Source organism: Leclercia sp. UBA1284 (genome assembly GCF_002308415.1).
Classification (GTDB): Bacteria; Pseudomonadota; Gammaproteobacteria; order Enterobacterales; family Enterobacteriaceae; genus Enterobacter; species Enterobacter pneumoniae.
Genome location: NZ_DBUS01000006.1, coordinates 2,151,292 through 2,173,490 on the forward strand (window position 1 = coordinate 2,151,292; position 22,199 = coordinate 2,173,490).

20 protein-coding genes are annotated in these 22,199 nt (G+C 58.3%); 2 read left to right on the plus strand and 18 right to left on the minus strand.

Translation table 11 applies throughout. The features are described 5' to 3' along the window. Positions 1-42 precede the first annotated feature (42 nt). From menE to B3511_RS13575, 8 genes are all read right to left on the minus strand, one after another. Complete coding sequence (gene menE / locus B3511_RS13540) at positions 43-1,404, minus strand: o-succinylbenzoate--CoA ligase (protein ID WP_286783229.1); 1,362 nt, start codon at positions 1,402-1,404, stop codon at positions 43-45. Beyond that, complete coding sequence (gene menC, locus B3511_RS13545) at positions 1,401-2,366, minus strand: o-succinylbenzoate synthase (protein WP_286783230.1); 966 nt, start codon at positions 2,364-2,366, stop codon at positions 1,401-1,403. The genes menE and menC overlap by 4 nt, the downstream gene beginning before the upstream one ends. Then, a complete protein-coding gene (gene menB, locus B3511_RS13550) occupies positions 2,366-3,223 on the minus strand; it encodes a 1,4-dihydroxy-2-naphthoyl-CoA synthase (protein ID WP_029740930.1) in 858 nt (285 codons plus the stop codon). The genes menC and menB overlap by 1 nt, the downstream gene beginning before the upstream one ends. Further along, positions 3,220-3,996 carry a 2-succinyl-6-hydroxy-2,4-cyclohexadiene-1-carboxylate synthase gene (gene menH / locus B3511_RS13555; RefSeq protein WP_286783232.1) on the minus strand — a complete coding sequence of 259 codons (777 nt, stop codon included), beginning with the start codon at positions 3,994-3,996 and terminating at the stop codon, positions 3,220-3,222. The genes menB and menH overlap by 4 nt, the downstream gene beginning before the upstream one ends. Then, positions 3,993-5,663, minus strand: a complete 1,671-nt coding sequence (menD, locus tag B3511_RS13560) for a 2-succinyl-5-enolpyruvyl-6-hydroxy-3-cyclohexene-1-carboxylic-acid synthase (RefSeq protein ID WP_207292142.1) — start codon at positions 5,661-5,663, stop codon at positions 3,993-3,995. Before menD ends, menH begins: the two co-directional genes overlap by 4 nt. Before the next feature lie 88 nt (positions 5,664-5,751). Further along, on the minus strand, positions 5,752-7,047 hold the full coding sequence (gene menF, locus B3511_RS13565) for an isochorismate synthase MenF (RefSeq protein WP_286783233.1): 1,296 nt from the start codon (positions 7,045-7,047) through the stop codon (positions 5,752-5,754). Between the two features lie 92 nt (positions 7,048-7,139). After that, a complete protein-coding gene (gene elaB / locus B3511_RS13570; protein ID WP_040074693.1) occupies positions 7,140-7,445 on the minus strand; it encodes a stress response protein ElaB in 306 nt (101 codons plus the stop codon). Positions 7,446-7,507: 62 nt separating this feature from the next. Beyond that, entirely contained in the window at positions 7,508-7,960 is a 453-nt protein-coding gene (locus B3511_RS13575) for a GNAT family N-acetyltransferase (RefSeq protein WP_286783234.1), read from the minus strand. Between the two features lie 71 nt (positions 7,961-8,031). On the opposite strand from B3511_RS13575, the gene rnz reads away from it, so the two are divergent. Continuing rightward, positions 8,032-8,949: a ribonuclease Z gene (rnz, locus tag B3511_RS13580; RefSeq protein WP_286783236.1), complete on the plus strand. Its 918-nt coding sequence runs from the start codon at positions 8,032-8,034 to the stop codon at positions 8,947-8,949. Between the two features lie 64 nt (positions 8,950-9,013). Beyond that, entirely contained in the window at positions 9,014-10,018 is a 1,005-nt protein-coding gene (locus tag B3511_RS13585; protein ID WP_040074689.1) for a chemotaxis protein, read from the plus strand. Positions 10,019-10,190: 172 nt separating this feature from the next. Here the strand turns inward: B3511_RS13585 and nuoN are convergent, their stop codons facing one another. The 10 genes from nuoN to nuoE all read right to left on the minus strand — a co-directional run bounded on the left by nuoN (position 10,191) and on the right by nuoE (position 22,199). Next, positions 10,191-11,648: an NADH-quinone oxidoreductase subunit NuoN gene (gene nuoN / locus B3511_RS13590; RefSeq protein ID WP_046884689.1), complete on the minus strand. Its 1,458-nt coding sequence runs from the start codon at positions 11,646-11,648 to the stop codon at positions 10,191-10,193. Between the two features lie 6 nt (positions 11,649-11,654). Next, the gene (nuoM, locus tag B3511_RS13595) at positions 11,655-13,184 is read right to left on the minus strand and encodes an NADH-quinone oxidoreductase subunit M (protein WP_040074686.1); all 1,530 of its coding nucleotides are present in this window, start codon (positions 13,182-13,184) and stop codon (positions 11,655-11,657) included. A 76-nt stretch (positions 13,185-13,260) separates the two neighbouring features. After that, complete coding sequence (gene nuoL, locus B3511_RS13600) at positions 13,261-15,102, minus strand: NADH-quinone oxidoreductase subunit L (RefSeq protein WP_286783239.1); 1,842 nt, start codon at positions 15,100-15,102, stop codon at positions 13,261-13,263. Continuing rightward, a complete protein-coding gene (gene nuoK / locus B3511_RS13605) occupies positions 15,099-15,401 on the minus strand; it encodes an NADH-quinone oxidoreductase subunit NuoK (protein ID WP_040074684.1) in 303 nt (100 codons plus the stop codon). The genes nuoL and nuoK overlap by 4 nt, the downstream gene beginning before the upstream one ends. Further along, positions 15,398-15,952 (minus strand): NADH-quinone oxidoreductase subunit J, encoded by a 555-nt coding sequence (gene nuoJ, locus B3511_RS13610; RefSeq protein ID WP_286783241.1) that lies wholly within the window; start codon positions 15,950-15,952, stop codon positions 15,398-15,400. The genes nuoK and nuoJ overlap by 4 nt, the downstream gene beginning before the upstream one ends. Positions 15,953-15,962: 10 nt before the next feature. Continuing rightward, a complete protein-coding gene (gene nuoI, locus B3511_RS13615; protein ID WP_003861491.1) occupies positions 15,963-16,505 on the minus strand; it encodes an NADH-quinone oxidoreductase subunit NuoI in 543 nt (180 codons plus the stop codon). 13 nt (positions 16,506-16,518) lie between these two features. Continuing rightward, complete coding sequence (nuoH, locus tag B3511_RS13620) at positions 16,519-17,496, minus strand: NADH-quinone oxidoreductase subunit NuoH (protein ID WP_040074682.1); 978 nt, start codon at positions 17,494-17,496, stop codon at positions 16,519-16,521. Further along, complete coding sequence (nuoG, locus tag B3511_RS13625) at positions 17,493-20,216, minus strand: NADH-quinone oxidoreductase subunit NuoG (protein ID WP_040074680.1); 2,724 nt, start codon at positions 20,214-20,216, stop codon at positions 17,493-17,495. The genes nuoH and nuoG overlap by 4 nt, the downstream gene beginning before the upstream one ends. Positions 20,217-20,361: 145 nt before the next feature. Then, positions 20,362-21,699 (minus strand): NADH-quinone oxidoreductase subunit NuoF, encoded by a 1,338-nt coding sequence (gene nuoF, locus B3511_RS13630; protein ID WP_046884688.1) that lies wholly within the window; start codon positions 21,697-21,699, stop codon positions 20,362-20,364. Further along, positions 21,699-22,199: an NADH-quinone oxidoreductase subunit NuoE gene (gene nuoE, locus B3511_RS13635; RefSeq protein ID WP_006176513.1), complete on the minus strand. Its 501-nt coding sequence runs from the start codon at positions 22,197-22,199 to the stop codon at positions 21,699-21,701. Before nuoE ends, nuoF begins: the two co-directional genes overlap by 1 nt.

Sequence of the window (22,199 nt, forward strand, 5' to 3'; positions counted from 1 at the left end):
CCGGGTCTGGCGATGTACACCGAACAACCGGATATCGGCTAACTATCTTCTCAGCAGGGCATTGACCCACTGTTTTAACGCCTGGCGGGAGATCTTTATCCCGCCATTTTTCAGCTCTGGCGGCAGCGCCAGCCAGTGGATCGGCTGCTCAAAGCGCGCCAGCTTGCCCTGAACCCACTCCGGTAACGCTGTGATGTCTGTGTCCGGCTCACATTCCATGACCGCGACCGGGCGCTGCCCGAACTCTGCGTCGTCCAGCGGGACGATAAACACCTGGTTTACCTGCGGATGGGTGACGATGATGCGCTCCAGCGATTCCGGCTGTATCCCCTCTCCGCCGCTGAAAAAGAGATTGTCCATACGGCCCAGTATGGTCAGGCGACCGTTGTGCCACTCACCGCGATCGCGGGTGGCAAACCAGCCCTGGTCGTTGACCAGCGGCAAGAGCGCGCCGTCTCGCCAGTAGCCCGCCGCCATGCTTTGCGCCCTGATCCAGACTTCACCGTTCACCACCTGCACCTCTCTGCCCGGCAGCGCGCTGCCCACATCCGGCGCGCCGTCGGCCTCTTTGGCGCAGACGGTGGAGGCGAACTCAGTGAGTCCGTAGCCACAGAAGGTCCGAATGCCCTGCTCACGCGCGCGCGCAGTCAGTTCAACGGGGATTTCCGCCCCGCCGAGCAGCACGGCTTTCAGCGCGATGCGGCACTCGCCATTAAGCAGTCGCCACAGCTGTGTCGGCACCAGCGAGGCGTGGGTGCAGCCCTGTAGCGCCTGCTCCAGAGGCTGCTTCTCACGCACCGTTAGACGCGCCCCGGCCTGGAGCCAGCGCCACAAAATCCCCTGGCCGGATACGTGAAACAGCGGCAGGGAGAGCAGCCAGTCGTCATCATCGCCGTAAGGCATCAGCGACAACACGCCTGCCGCGCTGGCAAGATGCGCCGCACAGGTGTGTACCGCCGCCTTGGGTAAGCCGGTAGAGCCGGAGGTGAGCGTCATCGACGCCAGACGCTCCGGCTGCCACGGGGCGGCATAATTACCGGGTTGGTCATCCAGTGCGAGCCGCGAAAGCCCGTCAAACGCACCGTCAAGCAACAGCGCGAAGCGCAGCGTCATCTGCGGGATCAGGACGTCAAGCAGAGGGCGCGGAAGCTGAGGATTGACCGGAAGAATACGCGCGCCGCACTGCAACAGTGCCAGCCACGCCAGCAGCGTCTGAGGATGGTTATGGGCGAGCAGCATCACGCCGTCGCCCTCACCTAGCCCCTGACGGTGGAAGCCTGTCGCCAGCCTGTCCACCCGCTCGCACAGCTGCTGCCAGCTCAGCGCGTCGTCGTTTAACCGCAGCGCGGGTTTATCCGCACGCTGCGCGCGCCAGTGTCGCCACGGCCAGTCGGTAAAGATCATAGCAATGGCTCCAGCGCCTCGACCCCGAGGCACGGCAGAGCACTGTCCGGCCACGTGCGGATCAGCTGCGCCTGCATCAGGTTCAGCGTGTCGAGACCCGGAATGGTTTCCGGTGTTAACCACGCGGCGAGGCGCGCCAGTTGAGTCAGTCCGAGGCTGGACTCAATGGACGAGCTGATCACCGCCGTCAGCCCTACGGCATGGGCCGCCGCGACCTGCTCGCGCACTTTCTCCAGGCTGCCGGTAAGCGTGGGTTTGATCACAACCGCGCTCACGCCAGCCTCGGCAATGAATGCAAAATCCGCCTCGCGCAGGCTTTCATCCCACGCAATTGCAATGCCCGTTTCACGGGCAAAGGCGCGGGAGTCATCGCGGGTTTTGCAGGGCTCTTCAAGGAAGGCGATACGGTTGCGGTACGCAGGATTAACGTACTTCGCAAACTGCTGAGCCTTGAGCGGCGTCCAGGCGCGGTTGGCGTCCAGACGCAGGTGCAAATCGGGGATCGCTTCGAGCAGCAGATTCGCCACCATGCCGTCGCGCACCGCTTCGTACAGTCCGACCTTAATTTTCGCCACTTTTTCGCCGGGCATGGCGGAGAGCAGCGCAAATAGCTCATCCGGATCGCCGGTACAGAGCGGTGCGGCGCGATAGTTCGCCGCGTCGGGCAAGCGGCCCTCAAGCTCAGCCAGCGCGCAGCTGACACCGAAGGCAGCGGAGGGGATGTCCGGCAGTGCCGGTTCGGCCCCCTCGCGCCATTCGCGCGCCCAGGCAAGCACTGCAGCCTGCGCCTCCTCCAGCGACTCCTGGCTAAAGCCCGGAAGGGGCGAAACCTCGCCCCACCCTTCGCGCTCGCCCTGCCGGAGATGCACGAACAGCCCGTCACGGGTTTTTAACCGCCGTTCACGCAGCACCACGCCCGCGTCCATGGGTATCTGCCAGCGGTAAACCTGCGCGCGACGCATTACGGGTTCCGTTTGTATTTGCTGAAGTCTGGCTGACGTTTTTCATTGAACGCGTTGCGTCCTTCCTGACCCTCTTCGGTCATGTAGAACAGCATGGTGGCGTTACCCGCCAGCTCCTGCAGACCCGCCTGGCCGTCGCAGTCGGCATTGAGTGCCGCCTTCAGGCAGCGCAGCGCCATGGGGCTGTTTTGCAGCATTTCGCGACACCAGCGGACGGTCTCCTTTTCGAGATCGGCGATAGGTACCACGGTGTTTACCAGGCCCATATCTAGCGCTTCCTGAGCGTTGTACTGACGGCACAGGAACCAGATTTCGCGCGCTTTTTTCTGACCCACGATGCGAGCCATATAGGACGCGCCCCAGCCGCCGTCGAACGAGCCGACTTTCGGGCCGGTCTGGCCGAAGATGGCGTTTTCAGCGGCAATGGTCAGGTCACACATCATGTGCAGCACGTGGCCGCCGCCGATGGAGTAGCCCGCGACCATGGCAACAACCGGTTTTGGACAGGTGCGGATCTGGCGCTGGAAATCGAGCACGTTCAGGTGGTGCGTACCGGCATCATCCTGGTATCCACCGTAATCGCCACGCACTTTCTGGTCACCGCCGGAGCAGAAGGCTTTGTCGCCTTCACCGGTCAGAACGATGACGCCGATATTGTCGTCATAGCGTGCATCCGCCAGCGCCTGAATCATCTCTTTTACGGTCAGCGGGCGAAACGCGTTGCGCACCTGCGGGCGGTTGATAGTGATTTTGGCAATGCCATCAGCTGATTTGTGGTAACGAATGTCGGTATAGCCTTCGGAGCAGTCTTGCCATTCAACCGGTGCGTAGAGCATGTTTTCATCAGGATAGATCATAGCGTTTCCTTAACGGGAAGTCGGAGTATCTGACACAGCCGGGCAGTCACCGCAGCGGGGTTATCCCGATGGGCGTTGTGTCCGGCATGAGGAATTGCGAAACAGGTGGCGGCAAGTTCACCAGCGATGTGAGCGAATTTGTTATCCCGCTCGCCAAAGAGATAATAAAAAGTGAAAGCGGGCTGACTGAGGCCCGGACGCAGGTCCGGCTGCTCTGCCAGCGAAGTGGCCTGTAACATGGCGGCCAGCGTGCGGCCATTGTTCTTACTACGCAGGGCAATGAGCTGTTGGCGCTGCCCCGCCGTGAGCGAGGCAAAAACGGGCTGCTGATACCAGTCGGCAAAGACTTCCGACAGAGGTTCATGGCGAAACCGCTCCGCCCAACCGGCATCCGACACCCTGCGCTGGTGACGTTCGTCAGGGTGGCTCAGGCCCGGATGCGCACCTTCGACAATCAGGCCCCGCAGCCCTTCCGAACCCTGGCAGGCATGATACATCGCAATGCGGCCGCCGAGAGAGTACCCCACTAGCCAGTAATCTAGTATGTTGTAACTAATTAGCGTAGCACGCAGTAGCGCATCGACCTGGGCGAAATCCGCGACCGCAATATCGGCCGACCCGCCATGGCCCGGGAGGTCAAGATAGAGCCGGGGCATAGCGCTAAGTTGCTCGCCCACCGGCTGCCACTCGGCAGCATCGCCGGAAAAACCATGCAGAAATACCAGCCAGGGTTGGCCGACTGTGCCCGCCTGCACTTCTCCGGTGAGGATCACAGGTGGCTTACCTGTGCGAGCATGTTCTGTAGCATCTGCGCGCCGTCGCTGTCATTAACAATAACCTCGATCAGCGTGGCGCCCGGCTTACTCCAGGCACTGTTAAGCGCCATATCAAGCTCGGCCCAACTTTGTGGGCGCTGGTATTTAAGGCTAAACATGGCCGCCGCATGTTCAAAGTTTATGTTCTGCGGCATGAGGTAGAACTGCTCGCGTTCGCGCGGCGGTGTGGGTAACAGAGAGAAAATTTGCCCGCCATTATTGTTCACCACCAGCAGCACAAAAGGTGCCGAAGCCTGGCGCAGCAGCGCCAGCGCATTCAAATCGTATAACGCAGAGAGATCGCCCACGATAGCCAGCGTGGCTTTGGCGGTCGCACGCTGCACCCCTGCAGCGGTCGAGATCAAACCGTCGATGCCGCTTGCTCCCCGATTACTGTAAACCGGATAGCCCGCCGGCAACCGTGAAAAGGCGTCGATCAGGCGGACAACAAGGCTATTACCGACAAAGAGCTGCCCCTGCTCGGGCAGACAGTGCCGGATACGGTGCGCCAGCTGCGCTTCACCAAACTGCTCGCTATGTTGTTCGACGAGCGCCCAGGCCTGGCGGGAGAGTTCAGGAATGGCTGTCGCCCAGGGTTTACGCTTTTCAGCCGGATGCAGGTCCAGCCACTCCGCAACCCCCGATACCAGGCGGCGCCCGCGGTGGTGGGCCGGATCGAGCCGCCCTTCGCGGTTTTCGACCAGCCAGTACTCTTCGGGTTCGCAGGTGGCCTGCCACTGCAGCAGCCGTTTGCCCGTCAGGCTACTGCCCAACTGCACAACGATTTGCGCCTGCTGGAGTTCGGTCACCGCGCGGGCATTTCCGAGCCAGAGGTCGGCGCAGGGTAACGGCTGCCCGGTCTGGGATAACACATCGCCAATCAACGGCCAACCCAGAGTCTGGGCCCATTCGGCCACCCGCTTTCCTTCGGCGGCGCTCATTCTGCCTGCCACGATCACCCCGCGTTTCTGGCGCCAGAAGAACCAGTCGCGCTGTTTCGGGCTGACAAGCTCAGCGGGGGCGCGCAGCCAGGGTTTATCGCTCTGCCACCAGTCGCCCAGCGCCTGCTGCCAGTCAAGATCGGCATTATCCATTTCGCCATACAAAGGCTCGGCGAAAGGACAGTTAATGTGCAGTGCGCCCTGACGCAGTGATCCCACGGCGTTATCGACCGTGGATACCAGCCAGCGCGCGGGGATATCCCGCGTAGGCCGAGGAAGTGAGAGCGTTTGTGTAGGGTGGGTAGCGAACATAGCCTGCTGGCGGATGGCCTGATTCGCGCCGCAGTCGATCAACTCCGGAGGACGGTCAGCGGTCAGCAGGATCAGTTTTTCCCCCGTCAGCCCGGCCTCAATCAGTGCCGGATAAAGGTTAGCCACCGCCGTGCCGGAGGTCACAATTACCGCCACCGGCTCGCGGCTCGCTTTTGCCAGCCCAAGCGCCAGATGCCCCAGACCACGCTCATCAAAATGGGTGTGATGTATAAAAGCCGGGTTGTCGGCAGCGGCCAGCGTCAGCGGCGTAGAGCGGGAACCCGGTGCGATACAAATATGCCTGACGCCATGGCGAGTCAGGGCTTCAAGAATGACCGTCGCCCAGCGCCGGTTAAAAGAACTTACTGACATGAGGTTGTCCGGTATCAAATATGCGACACAGTATAAATAATAGAAAAAATCGTAATTTTGATATGAATCGGTATTGCGCGACTTTGACTTAATCCCTAAGGAGCAAAGAGCGCAGCCCTGCGGCTTTGTTTTCTATCTCTTGCCACTCCTGTTCGGGATCGGAGCCGCTGACGATCCCCGCTCCGGCGTACAGACGGACACGGTTTGCCGCCACCCGCGCTGAACGCAGCGACACGCAAAACTCGCTCTGCTCCAGGCTGAGATACCCGGCGGAACCGGCATACCACTCCCGGTCAAAGGATTCATGACGGGCGATAAAGTCCCAGGCTGCCTGACGCGGCAACCCCGCAACGGCGGCGGTCGGCTGTAACAACATCAGGCACTGTTCATCATCCGGCTGCCGCAGTGCGGTCCAGATGCAGCGACGCAGATGCTGCACTTTACGCAGGCGCACAACCTGCGGGGGCAGCACCTCCAGCGGCTGGGTGTGATGCTGCAAGCGTTGACAGATATCTTCGACCACCAGCATATTTTCACGCTGGTTCTTGTCGTCGCTCATCAGCCAGTCGGCCAGGCGGCCCGCGCGATAATCATCGCTGTGGCTGGCAACGGTGCCTGCCAGTGCCTCGGTGCGCAGTAACTCGCCCCTGCGCCGCCACAGGCGTTCAGGCGTAGAACCGAGAAAGGCGTTATCAGCATCAAGCTGCATAAAGAAGTGGAAGCAGCGTAAGTTAACGCGCCGACTGGCAGCCATCAGGGCCGCAGGATTGACCGGGCGGTTAAACTGCAGGTCGGTGGCCCGCGCCAGCACCACTTTGTCAAAATCATGGCGGGCGATAGCCTCTGTGGCGTTGGTCACCAGCGCTAACCATGCTGCCTTGTCAGGGAGATGCGTTTCGCTCACGCTGTGCAGGGAGAGCGGAACAATCGGCCTGGCGACATTTAGCGAAAGTAAAAATGCGCGGGCGGTGTTAGCGTCGTCATGCAGAGAAGTGTCGCTCCAGAGCAGCAGGCGAAGAGTGGCGCGCCCGCCATGCCGCTGCCAGGTCAGCCGCGGCAGGAAGAGCTCGCCCTGATGCGGATCGAAGGCATTTAAGCCGACAATGCGGGTACCCGGGCTGTCGGGAAACAGATGTAAAAACTGCCGGGCGGCCGCCAGCGATGAAAAACGTTTAATAGCCCCCAGCGCCGCCAGCTCTTCATCGCCGTTGCGCTGCTGCCAGTAGAATTGCGGATAATATTGCTGCGCGTTGAGCCACGCGAGCGGGTCGAAGGCATCATTAAGCGGGAAGGTGACGTCATATTGGCGTAAGCCTGGCGTCGCGGGAATATCCTGGTCCAGCTGGCTGCAGAGTCCCTGCAGCGCGGTAGTCATTGAATGCACGCAAACCTCTCCCTGCTAAAACCCTACATTATACGGGGTACTAGCATTAAAAGGCAGTACCCCCGATTTAGCAGGGAGAAGGATGAGTGCGATTAGCGGCGAGCGAGCAGGAGACCCAGAACCAGGCCTGCGGCCGCGCCGACGCCAACGCCTTGCCACGGTTTTTCGTGCACATAGTCATCTGCGCGATAAACCGCCTGTTTCGCCCGATAGTAATAGTTATCGGAGGCATTACTGACGCGAGCCTTCACTTCGTGCAGCGCCTGCTCGGCGCGCGCTTTAAGCTCAATGTATTTTTGATCGGCCGGATCGCCAGAAGAGCGCAGTACCTCTTCCAGCGTTTCGCTTAACAGCGCCAGATCGTCATCGACACGAGAATCCCAGGATTGATATGACATAGTTATCTCCATGTAGTTGTACCAGTTCGCTAACTATAGACAATGCCTGGCGATTTCGCCTGTTACGCTTCCTTCGCCATACCGACGTGAGGAATGCCATCTTCGTCATAGATTTCGGTCACCGGGCGGAAGCCAAAGTGAGCATAGAACGGCTGAAGATGTGCCTGCGCCCCCAGATATAACGCCTTGTCAGGCCACTGTTTTTGACACGCAGCCAGCGTTTGCTCCATCAGTTGATATCCCATTTTTTCGCCCCGCGCTTTGCTGCTAACGATTACCCGCCCGATGGCCAACGGCTCCAGATCATCCTCACTTTTCAGAATCCTCGCATACGCCACCAGTTCGTTATCTCTCCAGCCCAAAATGTGGCGGTTCTCCCCCACCAGATCGTCACCGTCAATATCCAGATAGGGGCAGGTTTGCTCAACAACGAACACTTCACAGCGCAGTTTAAGCAGGGCATAGAGGGTCGAAACGGTAAGCTCGCGATGGTGTAAATCTTGCCACTGAATCATGTCAGGCTCCTTATGGGTTATCATCCCGTTATACTAAATGCTTTCGGTTCGGCAAAGGGTGTTACCGCGTTATGGAACTGCTTTTTCTGGGTACGTCTGCGGGCGTACCGACACGACAACGAAATGTGACGGCCATGCTGCTCGATTTACAGCATCCTACCCATGCAGGGTTGTGGTTATTCGACTGCGGCGAAGGCACCCAGCATCAACTGCTTGAAACGGCTTATCACCCGGGCAAACTCGATAAGATTTTCATTACCCACCTGCACGGCGATCACCTTTTCGGCCTGCCGGGTTTGCTGTGCAGTCGCTCGATGGCAGGCAATGCCCGGCCGCTGACCCTGTATGGCCCGGTGGGCATTCGCGAATTTGTCGATACCACGCTGCGTCTGAGCGGCTCCTGGACGGACTACCCTCTTGAGATCGTCGAGATAGGCGAAGGGATCGTCCTGGATGATGGGCTGTACCGCGTTACTGCCCTGCCGCTTAATCATCCCGTCGAGTGCTATGGCTACCGCATAGAGGAGCAGGATAAACCGGGCGCGCTGGATGCGGCCGCCCTGGTCGCCGAGGGTATTGTGCCCGGCCCCCTATTCCAGCGCCTGAAACGTGGCGAAACCGTGACGCTGGAAGACGGGCGCGTCGTTAACGGACAGGATTATCTCTCTGCCCCACAGCCCGGGAAGAAACTGGCCATTTTTGGGGATACCGCCCCCTGCCCTGCCGCACATCTGCTGGCAGAGAGCGTCGATTTGCTGGTGCACGAGGCCACGCTGGAAACGGCGATGGAAGAGAAAGCCAACAGTCGCGGGCACAGCTCTACCCGCCAGGCGGCGCAATTAGCGCGTCAGGCTGGGGTGAAAAAGCTGATGGTAACCCACGTCAGCTCACGCTATGACGCGCAGGGTTGCCAGGCGCTACTGGCAGAGTGTCGTGAATACTTTGCGAATACCGAGTTAGCCGACGATTTCACTCAAGTCAGCGTTTAGTCCTTCACTTTTCCCTCCGCGTGCCGATAACGATTAAAAGGCAGGCATTTCACTTGAGGGTAAAATGGATAATTTCCAGAAAGACATTGATGACAGGGCGAATCTCACCCTGTCGAACCGATTTGAGCTATTGCTGTTCCGTCTCGGCACCTCGATGCACGAAAACAAGTCCGAGCTGTTTGGCATTAACGTATTTAAGCTGCGTGAAATTGTGCCGATGCCGGAGTTCACCAAACCTGCGGGCATGAAGTCACCGCTGATGGGGATGGTGAATATTCGCGACCAGGTGATCCCGGTTATCGACCTGGCCGCCGTGGCTGGCTGTAAACCCTCCACCGGCCTCAATATCCTGCTGATTACCGAATACGCCCGTAGCGTACAGGCATTTGCGGTTGAGTCCGTCGAGAACATTATGCGTCTGGACTGGAAGCAGGTTCATGCTGCCGAAACCGCCGTCAGCGGCCGTTACATTACCAGTATTGCCTGCCTGGACGAGCAGACGGACACCAACGATCTGGCGATGGTGCTGGATGTGGAACAGATCCTGTACGATATCACCCCGGCCAATCACGATCTGCATGCCACCAACCTGAAAACCACCAAGTTCAATATCAAACCTGGTGCGGTGGCCATCGTGGCGGAAGATTCGAAGGTTGCGCGCTCAATGCTGGAGAAGGGTCTGCAGGCGATGGCTATTCCGGCACAGCTGCATATCACCGGGAAAGAGGCCTGGGAAAAAATTGGCGTGCTGGCGGCTCAGGCGCAGGCAGAAGGGGTGCCGATCACCGACAAGATCTCGCTGGTGCTGACCGACCTGGAAATGCCCGAGATGGACGGCTTTACGCTGACGCGTAAGATTAAAACCGACCCGGTGCTGAAGGACATTCCGGTGGTGATCCACTCTTCACTGTCAGGAAATGCTAACGAAGATCATATTCGTAAAGTGAAGGCCGACGGGTATGTGGCGAAGTTTGAACTAAATGAACTGTCGTCGGTGATTGAAGAGGTGCTGGACCGTTCAATGAAGAGAATTGACGGGCCGCTGATTAGCCGTAAACAATTGGCGTAAGATCGGTGCGGGCTGATGCCCTCACCCCGACCCTCTCCCACGGGGAGAGGGAGTAAACATCAAAAACCCGCCGAGGCGGGTTTTTATTTGGTGCGGGTCTGGTGCCCTTTCCGCGGCGAGAGGGTGTAAACATAAAAAAACCCGCCGGAGCGGGTTTTTGTTTTTTGCTTGCTTACATCAGCGGCATCGCGTGTTGCACGATGGTGATAAGCGGCTGCGGCCAGATACCAAAGATCAGCACCAGCAGCGCGGAGATCAGCACCACGATACCACCGGCGCTGTACTGCCAGTTAGACGGCGCATCGCGGTTGAGCTGCTGAGGCGCGCTCAGGTAAAGGCTCACGGCAACACGCAGGTAGTAGTACAGACCAATCGCGGAACCGATAACCACACCGGCGGTCAGCCACCACAGGCCAGCCTGCACACCGACGGCCAGCACGTAGAACTTACCGATAAAGCCCAGGGTCATCGGAATACCTGCCAGGGACAGCATCATCACCGTCATCACCGCAGACAGAATCGGACGGTGCCAGAACAGACCACGGTAGGAGAACAGTGAGTCGGCATCCGGGCCACGGTACGGGCTGGACATCAGGCTCACCACGCCGAAGGCGCCGAGGCTGCTGAACAGATAACCGGCCAGATAGACGCCTACAGTCTCCATCGACATTTCACCGCTCTGCAGCGCAATCAGCGCCACCAGCAGATAACCCAGATGGGAAATAGACGAGTAGCCCAGCAGACGCTTGATGTTGGTCTGGCTCAGCGCCATCAGGTTACCGAAGATAATGGAGACGAACGCAATAATGCCCAGCACCACGCGTACCGCTTCGCTATCACCCACCGGTGCGTACAGGAACAGACGCATCACCACCCCGAAGATAGCGATTTTGCTCGCCGTCGCCAGGAAGGTCGATACCGGTGCCGGAGCACCCTGGTAAACGTCTGGCGTCCACAGGTGGAACGGAACCAGAGAGAGCTTGAAGCCCAGGCCAACAATCATCATACCCAGGCCTGCCAACAGCAGCGGCTCATGCAGCATACCGTCGCCCAGGCTCTTGCCGATAGCCAGGAAGGAGAGGTTACCCGTCTGTGCGTACAGCAGTGCGATACCGAACAGCAGGAACGACGACGCGGCAGCGGACAGGATCGTGTACTTGATCGCCGCTTCCAGCGAGCGTTTCTGGCGGAAGGCGTAGCCAATCAGACCGAACAGCGGCAGCGAGATCAGCTCAATACCGAGGAACAGCGCGGCCAGGTGGTTCGCATTCGCCAGCAGAATGCCGCCCAGTGCGGCAATCAGTACCAGCAGGTAAAACTCTTCTTTGTTGTCCTTGTAACCTTCCAGCCATGGATAAGCAAAGGTACAGGTCGCCAGGCTCGCCAGCAGAACCAGACCAGTGTACAGCATGGCGTAGCCGTCAACGCGCATTAGCGGCGTGACATCCATCGCGCCCGCCTGGCCAACAAACCAGAGGGAAACCAACGCAGCGTTCATACCCAGAACCGACAGGGTCGCATTCAGGAAGTGATTGCGTCGCCACGCAATGGAGAGCATCACAACCACCACCGTCAATCCGACGATCAGCAGCGGTAGCAGCGCAATCAGTTGTTGTGGAGTTATTGTCATGGCGATTTACGGCCTTGTAGTAGAAGCAGAATTAACAAACCACTGCTGGATGTTACCCATCGCGCTGTGCGAGGTATCCAGAATCGGCTGCGGGAAGAAGCCCAACAGCACCAGCAGTACGACCAGCAGCAGGATGATGAACAGCTCACGCAGCGACATCCCCGGCAGCTCTTTGGCAGCGATTTCACTCTTCGCTTTACCGAAATAAGCGCGGTGCAGCATCGCCAGGGAGTAGACGGAAGCGAACACCAGACCAAAGGTAGAGATCACGGTAATAACCGGCACCACTTTGAAGCTGCCGAACAGAATCATAAATTCGCCGACGAAGTTACCGGTGCCAGGCATCCCAAGCGTCGCCACCGCGAAGAACATCGACATCGCCGGCAGCCACTTAATTTTGCTCCACAGACCGCCCATCTGACGCATGTCGCGGGTGTGCAGACGTTCGTACAGCTGGCCACACAGGATGAAGAGACCGGCCGCAGAGAGACCGTGCGCAATCATCTGAATCACTGCCCCCTGGTACGCCAGCTGGCTACCGGTGTAGATAGCAATCAGCACGAAGCCCATGTGGGAGACAGAGGTGTAAGCAATCAGACGCTTGATGTCGTACTGCGTGAAAGCCATCCACGCGCCGTAGAAGATACCGATCACACCGAGCCACATCGCAATCGGTGCAAATTCAGCAGAGGCGTTCGGGAACAGCGGCAGTGCGAAACGCAGCAGACCATAGGCCGCGGTTTTCAGCAGGATGCCTGCCAGGTCAACGGAACCTGCCGTCGGTGCCTGAGAGTGCGCATCCGGCAGCCAGCCGTGCAGAGGAACCACCGGCATTTTCACCGCGAAGGCAATGAAGAAGCCCAGCATCAGCAGATATTCAACACCGTGAGACATTGGCGTCTTCAGCAGATCCTGGTAGTTGAAGGTCCAGACACCGGTCGCGTTGTAGTGCACGAATACCAGCGCCAGAATCGCAATCAACATCACCAGACCGCTCGCCTGGGTATAGATGAAGAATTTGGTAGCCGCCGTGATACGCGTTTTACCGTCGGATGCCTTATGGCCCCACAGCGCGATCAGGAAGTACATCGGCACCAGCATCATCTCCCAGAAGAAGAAGAACAGGAACATGTCGATGGCAAGGAACACGCCGATAACGCCGCCCAGGATCCACATCAGGTTCAGGTGGAAGAAGCCCTGATATTTTTCGATTTCTCGCCAGGAGCAGAGCACCGCCAGAACACCGAGCAGACCCGTCAACACCACCATCAGCAGCGACAGGCCGTCAATAGCCAGGTGAATGGTTATGCCAAAGCGTGGGATCCACGGCAGAATAAACTCCGACTGCCACTGCGGAATGCCCGCAGACTGCGTCAGGGAGTAGCCACCCTGCAACCACAGTTGCAGGCCAAGCGCGAGCGTCAATCCCATGGTAATCAGCGCAATCCAGCGCGGCATCTTCACGCCAAAGCGTTCAGTCTGCCAGCACAGGAAGCCGCCGATGAAGGGAATTAATATTAGCCAGGGTAGTAACATGGCGATTTGCATTCCTTTTTAAGGCCCCCAGCAGGGGCCTGATTTTCAACGAATTCGAATAAAATTCACTTAACGATCAACGCAATACCATCAGCAGCGCCAGCACGACAACCGCACCGATGCTCATGGACGCCACATACCAGCGCAGATAACCGTTCTCGCTGAACAGCAGGCCTTTACCTGCAAAGCGAGAGAGGATTGCCGGAATGTTCATCAGTGAGTTCAGTGGATCGCGCTTAATCAGCCACGCAATGCCGAGGAACGGTTTCACGAAGATCATGTCGTACAGCCAGTCGAAGCCCCACGCGTTGTACCACCAGGTGCCCAGCAGACGGCCCGGCGCGCTGTTAGCAACCGCAGTCACCAACGTACGTTTGCCCAGCCACAGCCATGCCGCAATCAGGATGCCCGCAATCGCGACCACACCGGAGGTGATTTCGAGGGTCAGAACGCGACCGTGCTCAAGCTCGGTGGTTGCCGGCAGTACGCCCTGCAGCGGTGGCACGATCATCGCGCCAACGAAGGTGGAGAGTACCAGCAGTACAATCAGCGGCAGGTGGTGGGTAATCCCCTTCCCTGCGTGAGCGTGAATTTGTTCTTTACCGTGGAAGACGATGAAAATCATACGGAAGGTGTACAGGGAGGTCATGAATGCACCGACCAGACCCGCAACCATCAGATTGATATGACCATTCGCCATGGCGCCCGCAAGGATTTCGTCCTTACTGAAGAAGCCCGCGGTAATCAGCGGCAGTGCCGCCAGCGCCGCGCCGCCCACCAGGAAGCAAGCGTAAACCAGCGGGATGGACTTACGCAGTCCGCCCATTTTGAAGATATTCTGCTCGTGGTGGCAGGCCAGAATCACCGAACCGGATGAGAGGAACAGCAGCGCTTTAAAGAACGCGTGAGTCATCAGGTGGAAAATGGCCGCGTCCCACGCCTGAACGCCCAGCGCCAGGAACATGTAGCCGATCTGGCTCATGGTGGAATACGCGAGAACACGCTTGATGTCGGTCTGCACCAGCGCGGCGAAACCTGCCAGCACCAGCGTTACGGCACCCACGATACCCACCAGATGCAGAATTTCCGGGGTCATCAGGAACAGACCATGGGTACGCGCAATCAGATAAACCCCTGCGGTCACCATGGTTGCGGCGTGGATAAGCGCGGAGACAGGCGTTGGGCCCGCCATCGCGTCGGCCAGCCATGTCTGCAGCGGCAGCTGTGCGGATTTACCCACAGCACCACCCAGCAGCATCAGCGTCGCCCACCACAGCATGTTATTACCTGCCTCGAAGTGCGCCGGCGCCAGTTCCACCATTTCTCGGAAGTTCAGCGTGCCCAGTTCGTTGTAGAGAATGAACAGCGCGAAGGCGAGGAAGACGTCACCCACGCGGGTTACGACAAACGCTTTCATGGCCGCTGCGCCATTCTTCGGATCGGTGTAGTAGAAACCGATCAGCAGGTAAGAGCAGAGACCCACCCCTTCCCAGCCGAGATACATCAGCAGCAGGTTATCGGCCAGCACCAGGACAACCATGCTGGCGATAAACAGGTTGGTGTAGGCGAAGAAGCGGGAGTAACCCTCTTCACCGCGCATATACCAGGAGGCGAACATGTGGATCAGGAAGCCCACGCCGGTGACCACAGAGAGCATGGTCAGCGACAGTCCGTCCAGCACCAGATTAAAGCCGATGTTGAAATCACCGACCGACATCCAGGTCCACAGCGGTACGCTGAAGGCCTGACGCCCGTTATTAAAGAAGTCGATACCCGCATACGCCGTGACCAGCGCAGCCAGACCGACAGACCCCATACTAACGGTGGCAGAGAGATTCTCAGACCAGCGGCCGCGTGAGAACGACAGCAGCAGGAAGCCAATCAGCGGAAAAATAATGGTTAAGGCAAGCATGTTCATCCACGCAACTCACTTACTGAATCGATGTTCAGGTTCTGGCGGCGACGATGGAGCTGCAGCAACAGCGCCAGGCCAATACTCGCTTCGGCAGCCGCGAGGCTGATAGCAAGAATGTACATCACCTGACCATCGGCCTGGCCCCAGTAGCTCCCGGCGACCACGAAGGCCAGCGCCGAAGCGTTAATCATGATTTCCAGTCCAATCAGCATAAACAGCAGATTGCGGCGGATAACCAGACAGGTTAAGCCCAGGACGAACAAAATCGCAGCGAGGATCAGTCCATGTGTTAAGGGGATCATGCGCGCTCCTCCGTTTTTCTTTTCGCGCGGTCGTCAGTGCGGTTGCTCAGCACCTCGCCGACGCGCTCTTCGCGGCCAACGTGGAAGGCAACAACCAGGCCCGCCAGCAGCAGCATTGAGGCCAGCTCAACCGCCAGAACGTACGGGCCAAACAGGGCAATACCCACGGTTTTGGCGCTGATCGGCGTGCCGTCGATGCCCTGATCGTTCACGCCCAGAATGGCGTAAACAACCACCGCCAGCATGATGGCCGACAGAATCGCCGGGCCAATCCACACCTGCGGTTTTAACCACTGACGTTCCTGCTCAATTTCGGAGCCGCCCAGGTTCAGCATCATCACCACGAAGACGAACAGCACCATAATGGCACCGGCGTAAACGATGATTTCCAGCGCACCGGCGAAGTGCGCGCCCAGCGCAAAGAACACCCCGGAAATAGCCAGCAGCGAGATGATTAAATAGAGCAGCGCATGCACCGGGTTGGTGTGCGTAATCACTCGCAGCGTAGCCAGGATGGCGATAAGGCCACAGATATAAAAAGCGAATTCCATTGCCCTCTCCTTACGGTAACAGGCTCTTGACGTCGATAGGCTTAGCTTCGTTCTCTGCTTCGCCCTTATCTTTGCCGTCGATTGCCATACCCGCCATCCGGTAGAAGTTATATTCCGGGTATTTGCCCGGACCGGAAATCAGCAGATCCTCTTTCTCGTACACCAGATCCTGACGCTTGTACTCACCCAGCTCGAAGTCTGGAGTCAGCTGAATCGCCGTGGTTGGGCACGCTTCTTCACACAGACCGCAGAAGATGCAGCGTGAGAAGTTGATGCGGAAAAACTCCGGGTACCAGCGGCCGTCTACCGTCTCTGCTTTTTGCAAAGAGATACAGCCTACCGGACAGGCTACCGCACACAGGTTACAGGCTACGCAGCGCTCTGAACCGTCCGGATCGCGCGTCAGCACGATACGGCCACGGTAGCGCGGCGGCAGATATACCGGCTCTTCCGGGTACATCCGGGTTTCGCGTTTTGCAAACGCGTGCAGGCCGATCATCCAGATACTGCGTACCTGGGTGCCGAAACCTACCAATAATTCTTTTAAGGTCATGGTCTAAAGCCCCTTATGGCTGCTGCCAGAGAATGACAGCCGCCGTTACCAATAAATTGACGAGCGTCAGCGGCAGGCACACTTTCCAGCCGAAGGACATTACCTGGTCATAACGAGGACGCGGTAACGCTGCGCGAATCAAAATAAACATCATCATAAAGAACGCGGTTTTCAGCGCGAACCAGATGAATGGCGGTAAGAACGGGCCATGCCAGCCACCAAAGAACAGCGTTACCATCAACGCGGAAATGGTGACGATACCGATGTACTCGCCCACGAAGAACAGACCGAACTTCATACCGGAATATTCAATGTGGTAACCGTCGGCCAGTTCCTGTTCGGCTTCTGGCTGGTCAAACGGGTGACGGTGACACACCGCCACGCCTGCGATAGCAAAGGTAACAAAACCAAAGAACTGCGGGATAACGTTCCAGATGTCGGCCTGGTTGTTGACGATGTCGGTCATGTTGAATGAACCGGCCTGCGCCACCACGCCCATCAGGGAGAGCCCCAGGAACACCTCGTAGCTCAGGGTCTGCGCGGAAGCACGCATCGCACCCAGCAGTGAGTATTTGTTGTTACTGGACCAGCCTGCGAACAGTACCGCGTAAACCGCGAGGCCTGCCATCATCAGGAAGAACAGGATGCCGATGTTCAGGTCAGCCACAACCCAGGTCGGGCTGACGGGAACGATAGCAAACGCCAGCAGCAGCGAGGTAAAGGCGATCATCGGGGCCAGCGTAAAGATGACGCGATCCGAGAATTTCGGGATCCAGTCCTCTTTAAAGAACATCTTGATCATGTCCGCGACCAGCTGGAGTGAACCACCCCAGCCCACGCGGTTCGGCCCGTAACGGTTCTGGAACAGACCGAGCAGGCGACGTTCACCAAAGCTCATGAATGCACCGCAGGTGACCACCACCAGCAGAATCACAACCGCCTTCAAAATGCTCAGCAGGATGTCGATAAGATCCGGCGTTAACCAACTCATGCTTTTGCCTCCTGCAGGTTATCAAGACGCGCACCCGCCAGAACCGGCGCGATGCCAGGCATACCCATCGGCAGACCCACCTGGCCGGCGGTCAAACCTTCGGAGATAATCAGCGGCAGGCTGATCGTCTGGCCATCGTAGCTGAAAGCGATGTTCGCACCCGCGTTAACGCCAAGCTTCGCGGCGTCCGCCGGATTGAGCTTGATGTACGGCTGCGGCATACGGGTCTGGAAGACCGGAGAGCGCTGGGACATTTCATCGCTACCGAACAGATGGTAGTAAGGTGCAATACGCCAGTTACCCTCTTCCGCCTGGAAGCTCGCCGGCACGGTCGTGAAGAAGTCCAGACCGGTTTCAGAGGCTTCAATCAGGCGTACGCCCGGATCGCCGTGGCGCAGGGATCCGCCCACTTCAGCCTGGAACTTGTTCCATGCCTGCGGTGAGTTCCAGCCCGGAGCCCATGCGAATGGAATCTGTGAACGCGGTGCAGACGGCTGGTTGTTCCCTTCCATCGAGAAGGCAAACATCGTGTCTTTGTCCTGCGGCTGACGAGGCTCATGCACGCTGATGTTGGCACGCATCGCGGTACGGCCGCTGTAGCGGTGCGGCTCACGCGCCAGTTTCTGACCGCGAATACGGAAGCTCGCTTCCGGCGCCGCGTCTTTAATACCGGCCAGTTGAGGCAGTTTTTCGACTACCGCATCAATAACGTGGTCGAGCTGCGTCCAGTCCACTTCACGGCTGAGCAGGGTGCTGTGCAAGGAGTGCAGCCAGCGCCAGCTTTCCAGCATGATAATGTTGTTGTCGTAGTAAGCCGGGTCGTAAACCTGGAAGAAGCGCTGTGCGCGTCCTTCGTTGTTGATGACCGTACCGTCGCTTTCGGCGAAACTTGCCGCAGAGAGCACCAGGTGCGCTTTGTCCATAATCGCGGTGCGCTGATGGTCAATGACCATCACCAGCGGCGCTTTTGAGAGCGCTGCGTCAACGCGAGCGGCAGAGGCGTGGCGATGCAGGTCGTTTTCCAGCACCACAACGGCGTCAGCAGAACCGGATTCCAGTTCGCTTAACGCGTCTTCCAGCGAGCCGCCGCCAATCATACCCAGACCGATGCTGTTCACCGCACGGGCAATCATGGTGATACCCACGTCCGCGCCGCGGCCTTTCAGGGCTTTAGCAACGTTCGCTGCCGCCTGAACGATCTCGGCACTACCGGCGTTGGTACCGGAAATAATCAGCGGTTTCTTCGCGCCCGCCAGGGCTTGAACAATCACGTCAACCTTGTTCTGCAGGTCACGATCCAGTTCAACGGCCGGAGAGTTGCTATCGAGCGCATGCGCGATGGCGAAGCCCAGGCGTGCCTGATCTTCCACCGGTGCACAGTAGGTCCACGCGGCGATGTCGTCCAGACGGGTATTGTCGACGTTGGTTACAAACAGCGGATGCTTCGCGCGCTGACCGATGTTCAGGATCGCCGCAATCTGCCAGTCAGCCACTTTCTGGGCCGCTGCCATTTCACGCGCTTTACCTTTCACCGCCTGACGAACCGCCAGAGCCGCACGTGCGCCGGTCTGAGTCAGATCTTCACCCAGCACCAGCACCGCGTCATAAGATTCGATTTCGCGCAGCGCAGGGGTGTGAACGCCACCTTCACGCAGCACTTTCAGTACCAGCTGCAGACGTTCCTGCTCTGACTTCGCGATACCGGTATAGAAGTTTTCTGCCCCAACCAGCTCGCGCAGCGCGAAGTTGCTTTCGATGCTGGCGCGCGGGGAGCCGATACCGATCACCTTCTTCGACTGACGCAAAATATCAGCCGCGCCCTGCATCGCCTGCTCGGCGTTCAGGGTGATGACGTCATCGCCACGGCGCTGAACCGGCTGACGCGGACGGTCTTTCAGGTTCACGTAGCCATAGCCGAAACGACCGCGGTCGCAGAGGAAGTAGTGGTTAACGGTACCGTTGTAACGGTTTTCGATACGACGCAGTTCGCCGTAACGCTCACCCGGGCTGGTGTTACAGCCGAGGGAACACTGCTGGCAGATGCTTGGTGCAAACTGCATGTCCCATTTACGGTTGTAGCGCTCGGAGTGCGTTTTATCTGTGAATACGCCGGTCGGGCATATTTCTACCAGGTTACCGGAGAATTCGCTTTCCAGCACGCCATCTTCCGGACGACCGAAGTAGACGTTGTCATGCGCGCCATACACGCCCAGATCCTGACCGTCTGCGTAATCTTTGTAGTAACGCACGCAGCGGTAGCAGGCGATGCAGCGGTTCATTTCGTGAGAGATGAACGGCCCCAGGTCCTGGTTACGGTGGGTACGCTTAGTAAAGCGATAGCGACGGAAGCTGTGACCGGTCATGACGGTCATATCCTGAAGGTGGCAGTTACCGCCCTCTTCACACACCGGACAGTCGTGCGGGTGGTTGGTCATCAACCACTCCACCACGCTTTCGCGGAACTGTTTGGCTTCTTCGTCATCAATCGAAATAAACGTGCCTTCGGTGGCCGGCGTCATACAGGACATCACCAGGCGACCACGCGTGTCTTCCGCGTTTTGATATTGCTTTACCGCACACTGGCGGCAAGCACCGACGCTGCCCAGCGCCGGATGCCAGCAAAAGTACGGAATATCGAGGCCAAGAGACAGACAAGCTTCTAGCAGGTTGTCCGCCCCGTTGACTTCGTATTCTTTGCCGTCTACATGAATCGTAGCCATTAGCATGCTTCCAGTTGGCTCGAATTGCTTCGAGCGTTAATCAAAATTCTTTTTATCACCCTTACCCTACCCCTCTCCCTGAAGGAGAGGATAGAGCCCGGTTTTCTCCCTCTCCCTTAAGGAAGAGGTCCGGGGCAAGGGGGAATTACCAGCGTGCTTTGAGCAGGTTCGGCTGAATACCATTGATCGAATGGGTATTGCTGAACGGCTGCTTGATGCCCGCTTCGAATTCTTCGCGGAAATATTTAATCGCGCTCTGCAGCGGCTCGACGGCACCCGGTGCGTGGGCACAGAAGGTTTTACCTGGGCCCAGGAATCGACACAGTTGCTCAAGTGTCTCGATATCACCAGGCTGACCTTCGCCACGTTCGATAGCTCGCAGAATTTTCACGCTCCACGGCAGTCCGTCACGGCATGGCGTACACCAGCCGCAGGACTCGCGGGCAAAGAACTCTTCCAGGTTACGCACCAGCGGAACCATGCCGATCTCGTGGTCGACGGCCATCGCCAGCGCCGTACCCAGACGGCTGCCCGCTTTACCAATGCTTTCGAATTCCATCGGCAGGTCGAGGTGAGCTTCGGTCAGGAAGTCAGTTCCTGCTCCACCCGGCTGCCAGGCTTTGAACTTCAGGCCATCACGCATGCCGCCCGCGTAGTCTTCAAGAATCTCACGCGCGGTGGTACCGAACGGCAGTTCCCAGACGCCAGGATTCTTCACGCGGCCGGAGAAGCCCATCAGCTTGGTGCCGGCATCTTTGCTTGAAGAGATGCCCTGATACCACTCCACGCCATTGGCGAGGATCGCCGGAACGTTACACAGGGTTTCGACGTTGTTAACGCAGGTCGGTTTACCCCACACGCCGGAGCTTGCCGGGAACGGCGGCTTGGAACGTGGGTTCGCACGGCGACCTTCCAGGGAGTTGATCAGCGCGGTTTCTTCACCGCAGATATAACGCCCTGCCCCGGTGTGCACGAACAGTTCGAAGTCAAAACCGGTGCCCAGAATGTTTTTACCGAGCAGACCGGCTTCGGTCGCTTCGGCAATCGCGCGACGCAGGTTTTCTGCCGCTTCGATATACTCGCCGCGCAGGAAGATGTAGCCACGGTAGGCTTTCAGCGCAAACGCGGAGATCAGCATGCCTTCCACCAGCAGGTGCGGCAGCTGCTCCATCAGCAGGCGGTCTTTATAGGTACCTGGCTCCATTTCATCAGCGTTACACAGCAGGTAACGGATGTTCATGGATTCGTCTTTTGGCATCAGGCTCCACTTCAGACCGGTGGAGAAGCCCGCGCCGCCGCGCCCTTTCAGGCCAGCATCTTTAACCGCATTGACGATCTCATCCGGGGCCATACCGCCGAGCGCCTTGCGCGCGCCAGCATAGCCGTTTTTCGCCTGATACTCTTCCAGCCACACCGGCTGCTTGTCGTCGCGAAGACGCCAGGTCAGCGGATGGGTTTCGGGAGTCAGAATAATATTTTTCATTATTTATACTGCTCCAGCAGGTCAGGAATCGCTTCCGGCGTCAGATGGCTGTGAGTGTCCTCATCAATCATCATGGTCGGCCCCTTGTCGCAGTTACCCAGGCAACAGGTTGGCAGCAGGGTAAAGCGACCATCAAAGGTCGTCTGACCCGGCTTGATATTGAGTTTCTTCTCAATGGCGGCCTGAATGCCCTGATAGCCCGTGATGTGACAAACAACGCTGTCACAGTAGCGGATCACATGGCGGCCTACCGGCTGACGGAAGATCTGGCTGTAGAACGTGGCTACGCCTTCAACGTCACTTGCCGGAATACCCAGCACTTTTGCAATCTCATAGATCGCCCCATCCGGCACCCAGCCACGCTGTTTCTGAACGATTTTCAGCGCTTCAATGGACGCCGCACGCGGGTCTTCGTAGTGGTGCATCTCGTGCTCAATGGCGGCACGCTCTGCTTCACTCAGCTCAAAAGCCTCGGTCTGTGGTTGTTGATTCTCGTGCAT

Excerpts from the sequence above, each read along its gene's own strand:
- nuoM (WP_040074686.1), bottom strand. The coding sequence starts at position 13,184 with ATGTTACTACCCTGGCTAATATTAATTCCCTTCATCGGCGGCTTCCTG.
- menB (WP_029740930.1), bottom strand. The coding sequence starts at position 3,223 with ATGATCTATCCTGATGAAAACATGCTCTACGCACCGGTTGAATGGCAA.
- nuoL (WP_286783239.1), bottom strand. The coding sequence starts at position 15,102 with ATGAACATGCTTGCCTTAACCATTATTTTTCCGCTGATTGGCTTCCTG.
- rnz (WP_286783236.1), top strand. The coding sequence starts at position 8,032 with ATGGAACTGCTTTTTCTGGGTACGTCTGCGGGCGTACCGACACGACAA.
- elaB (WP_040074693.1), bottom strand. The coding sequence starts at position 7,445 with ATGTCATATCAATCCTGGGATTCTCGTGTCGATGACGATCTGGCGCTG.
- B3511_RS13585 (WP_040074689.1), top strand. The coding sequence starts at position 9,014 with ATGGATAATTTCCAGAAAGACATTGATGACAGGGCGAATCTCACCCTG.
- menC (WP_286783230.1), bottom strand. The coding sequence starts at position 2,366 with ATGCGTCGCGCGCAGGTTTACCGCTGGCAGATACCCATGGACGCGGGC.
- nuoH (WP_040074682.1), bottom strand. The coding sequence starts at position 17,496 with ATGAGTTGGTTAACGCCGGATCTTATCGACATCCTGCTGAGCATTTTG.
- nuoG (WP_040074680.1), bottom strand. The coding sequence starts at position 20,216 with ATGGCTACGATTCATGTAGACGGCAAAGAATACGAAGTCAACGGGGCG.
- nuoF (WP_046884688.1), bottom strand. The coding sequence starts at position 21,699 with ATGAAAAATATTATTCTGACTCCCGAAACCCATCCGCTGACCTGGCGT.
- nuoI (WP_003861491.1), bottom strand. The coding sequence starts at position 16,505 with ATGACCTTAAAAGAATTATTGGTAGGTTTCGGCACCCAGGTACGCAGT.
- nuoK (WP_040074684.1), bottom strand. The coding sequence starts at position 15,401 with ATGATCCCCTTAACACATGGACTGATCCTCGCTGCGATTTTGTTCGTC.
- nuoE (WP_006176513.1), bottom strand. The coding sequence starts at position 22,199 with ATGCACGAGAATCAACAACCACAGACCGAGGCTTTTGAGCTGAGTGAA.
- B3511_RS13575 (WP_286783234.1), bottom strand. The coding sequence starts at position 7,960 with ATGATTCAGTGGCAAGATTTACACCATCGCGAGCTTACCGTTTCGACC.
- menE (WP_286783229.1), bottom strand. The coding sequence starts at position 1,404 with ATGATCTTTACCGACTGGCCGTGGCGACACTGGCGCGCGCAGCGTGCG.
- nuoJ (WP_286783241.1), bottom strand. The coding sequence starts at position 15,952 with ATGGAATTCGCTTTTTATATCTGTGGCCTTATCGCCATCCTGGCTACG.
- nuoN (WP_046884689.1), bottom strand. The coding sequence starts at position 11,648 with ATGACAATAACTCCACAACAACTGATTGCGCTGCTACCGCTGCTGATC.
- menD (WP_207292142.1), bottom strand. The coding sequence starts at position 5,663 with ATGTCAGTAAGTTCTTTTAACCGGCGCTGGGCGACGGTCATTCTTGAA.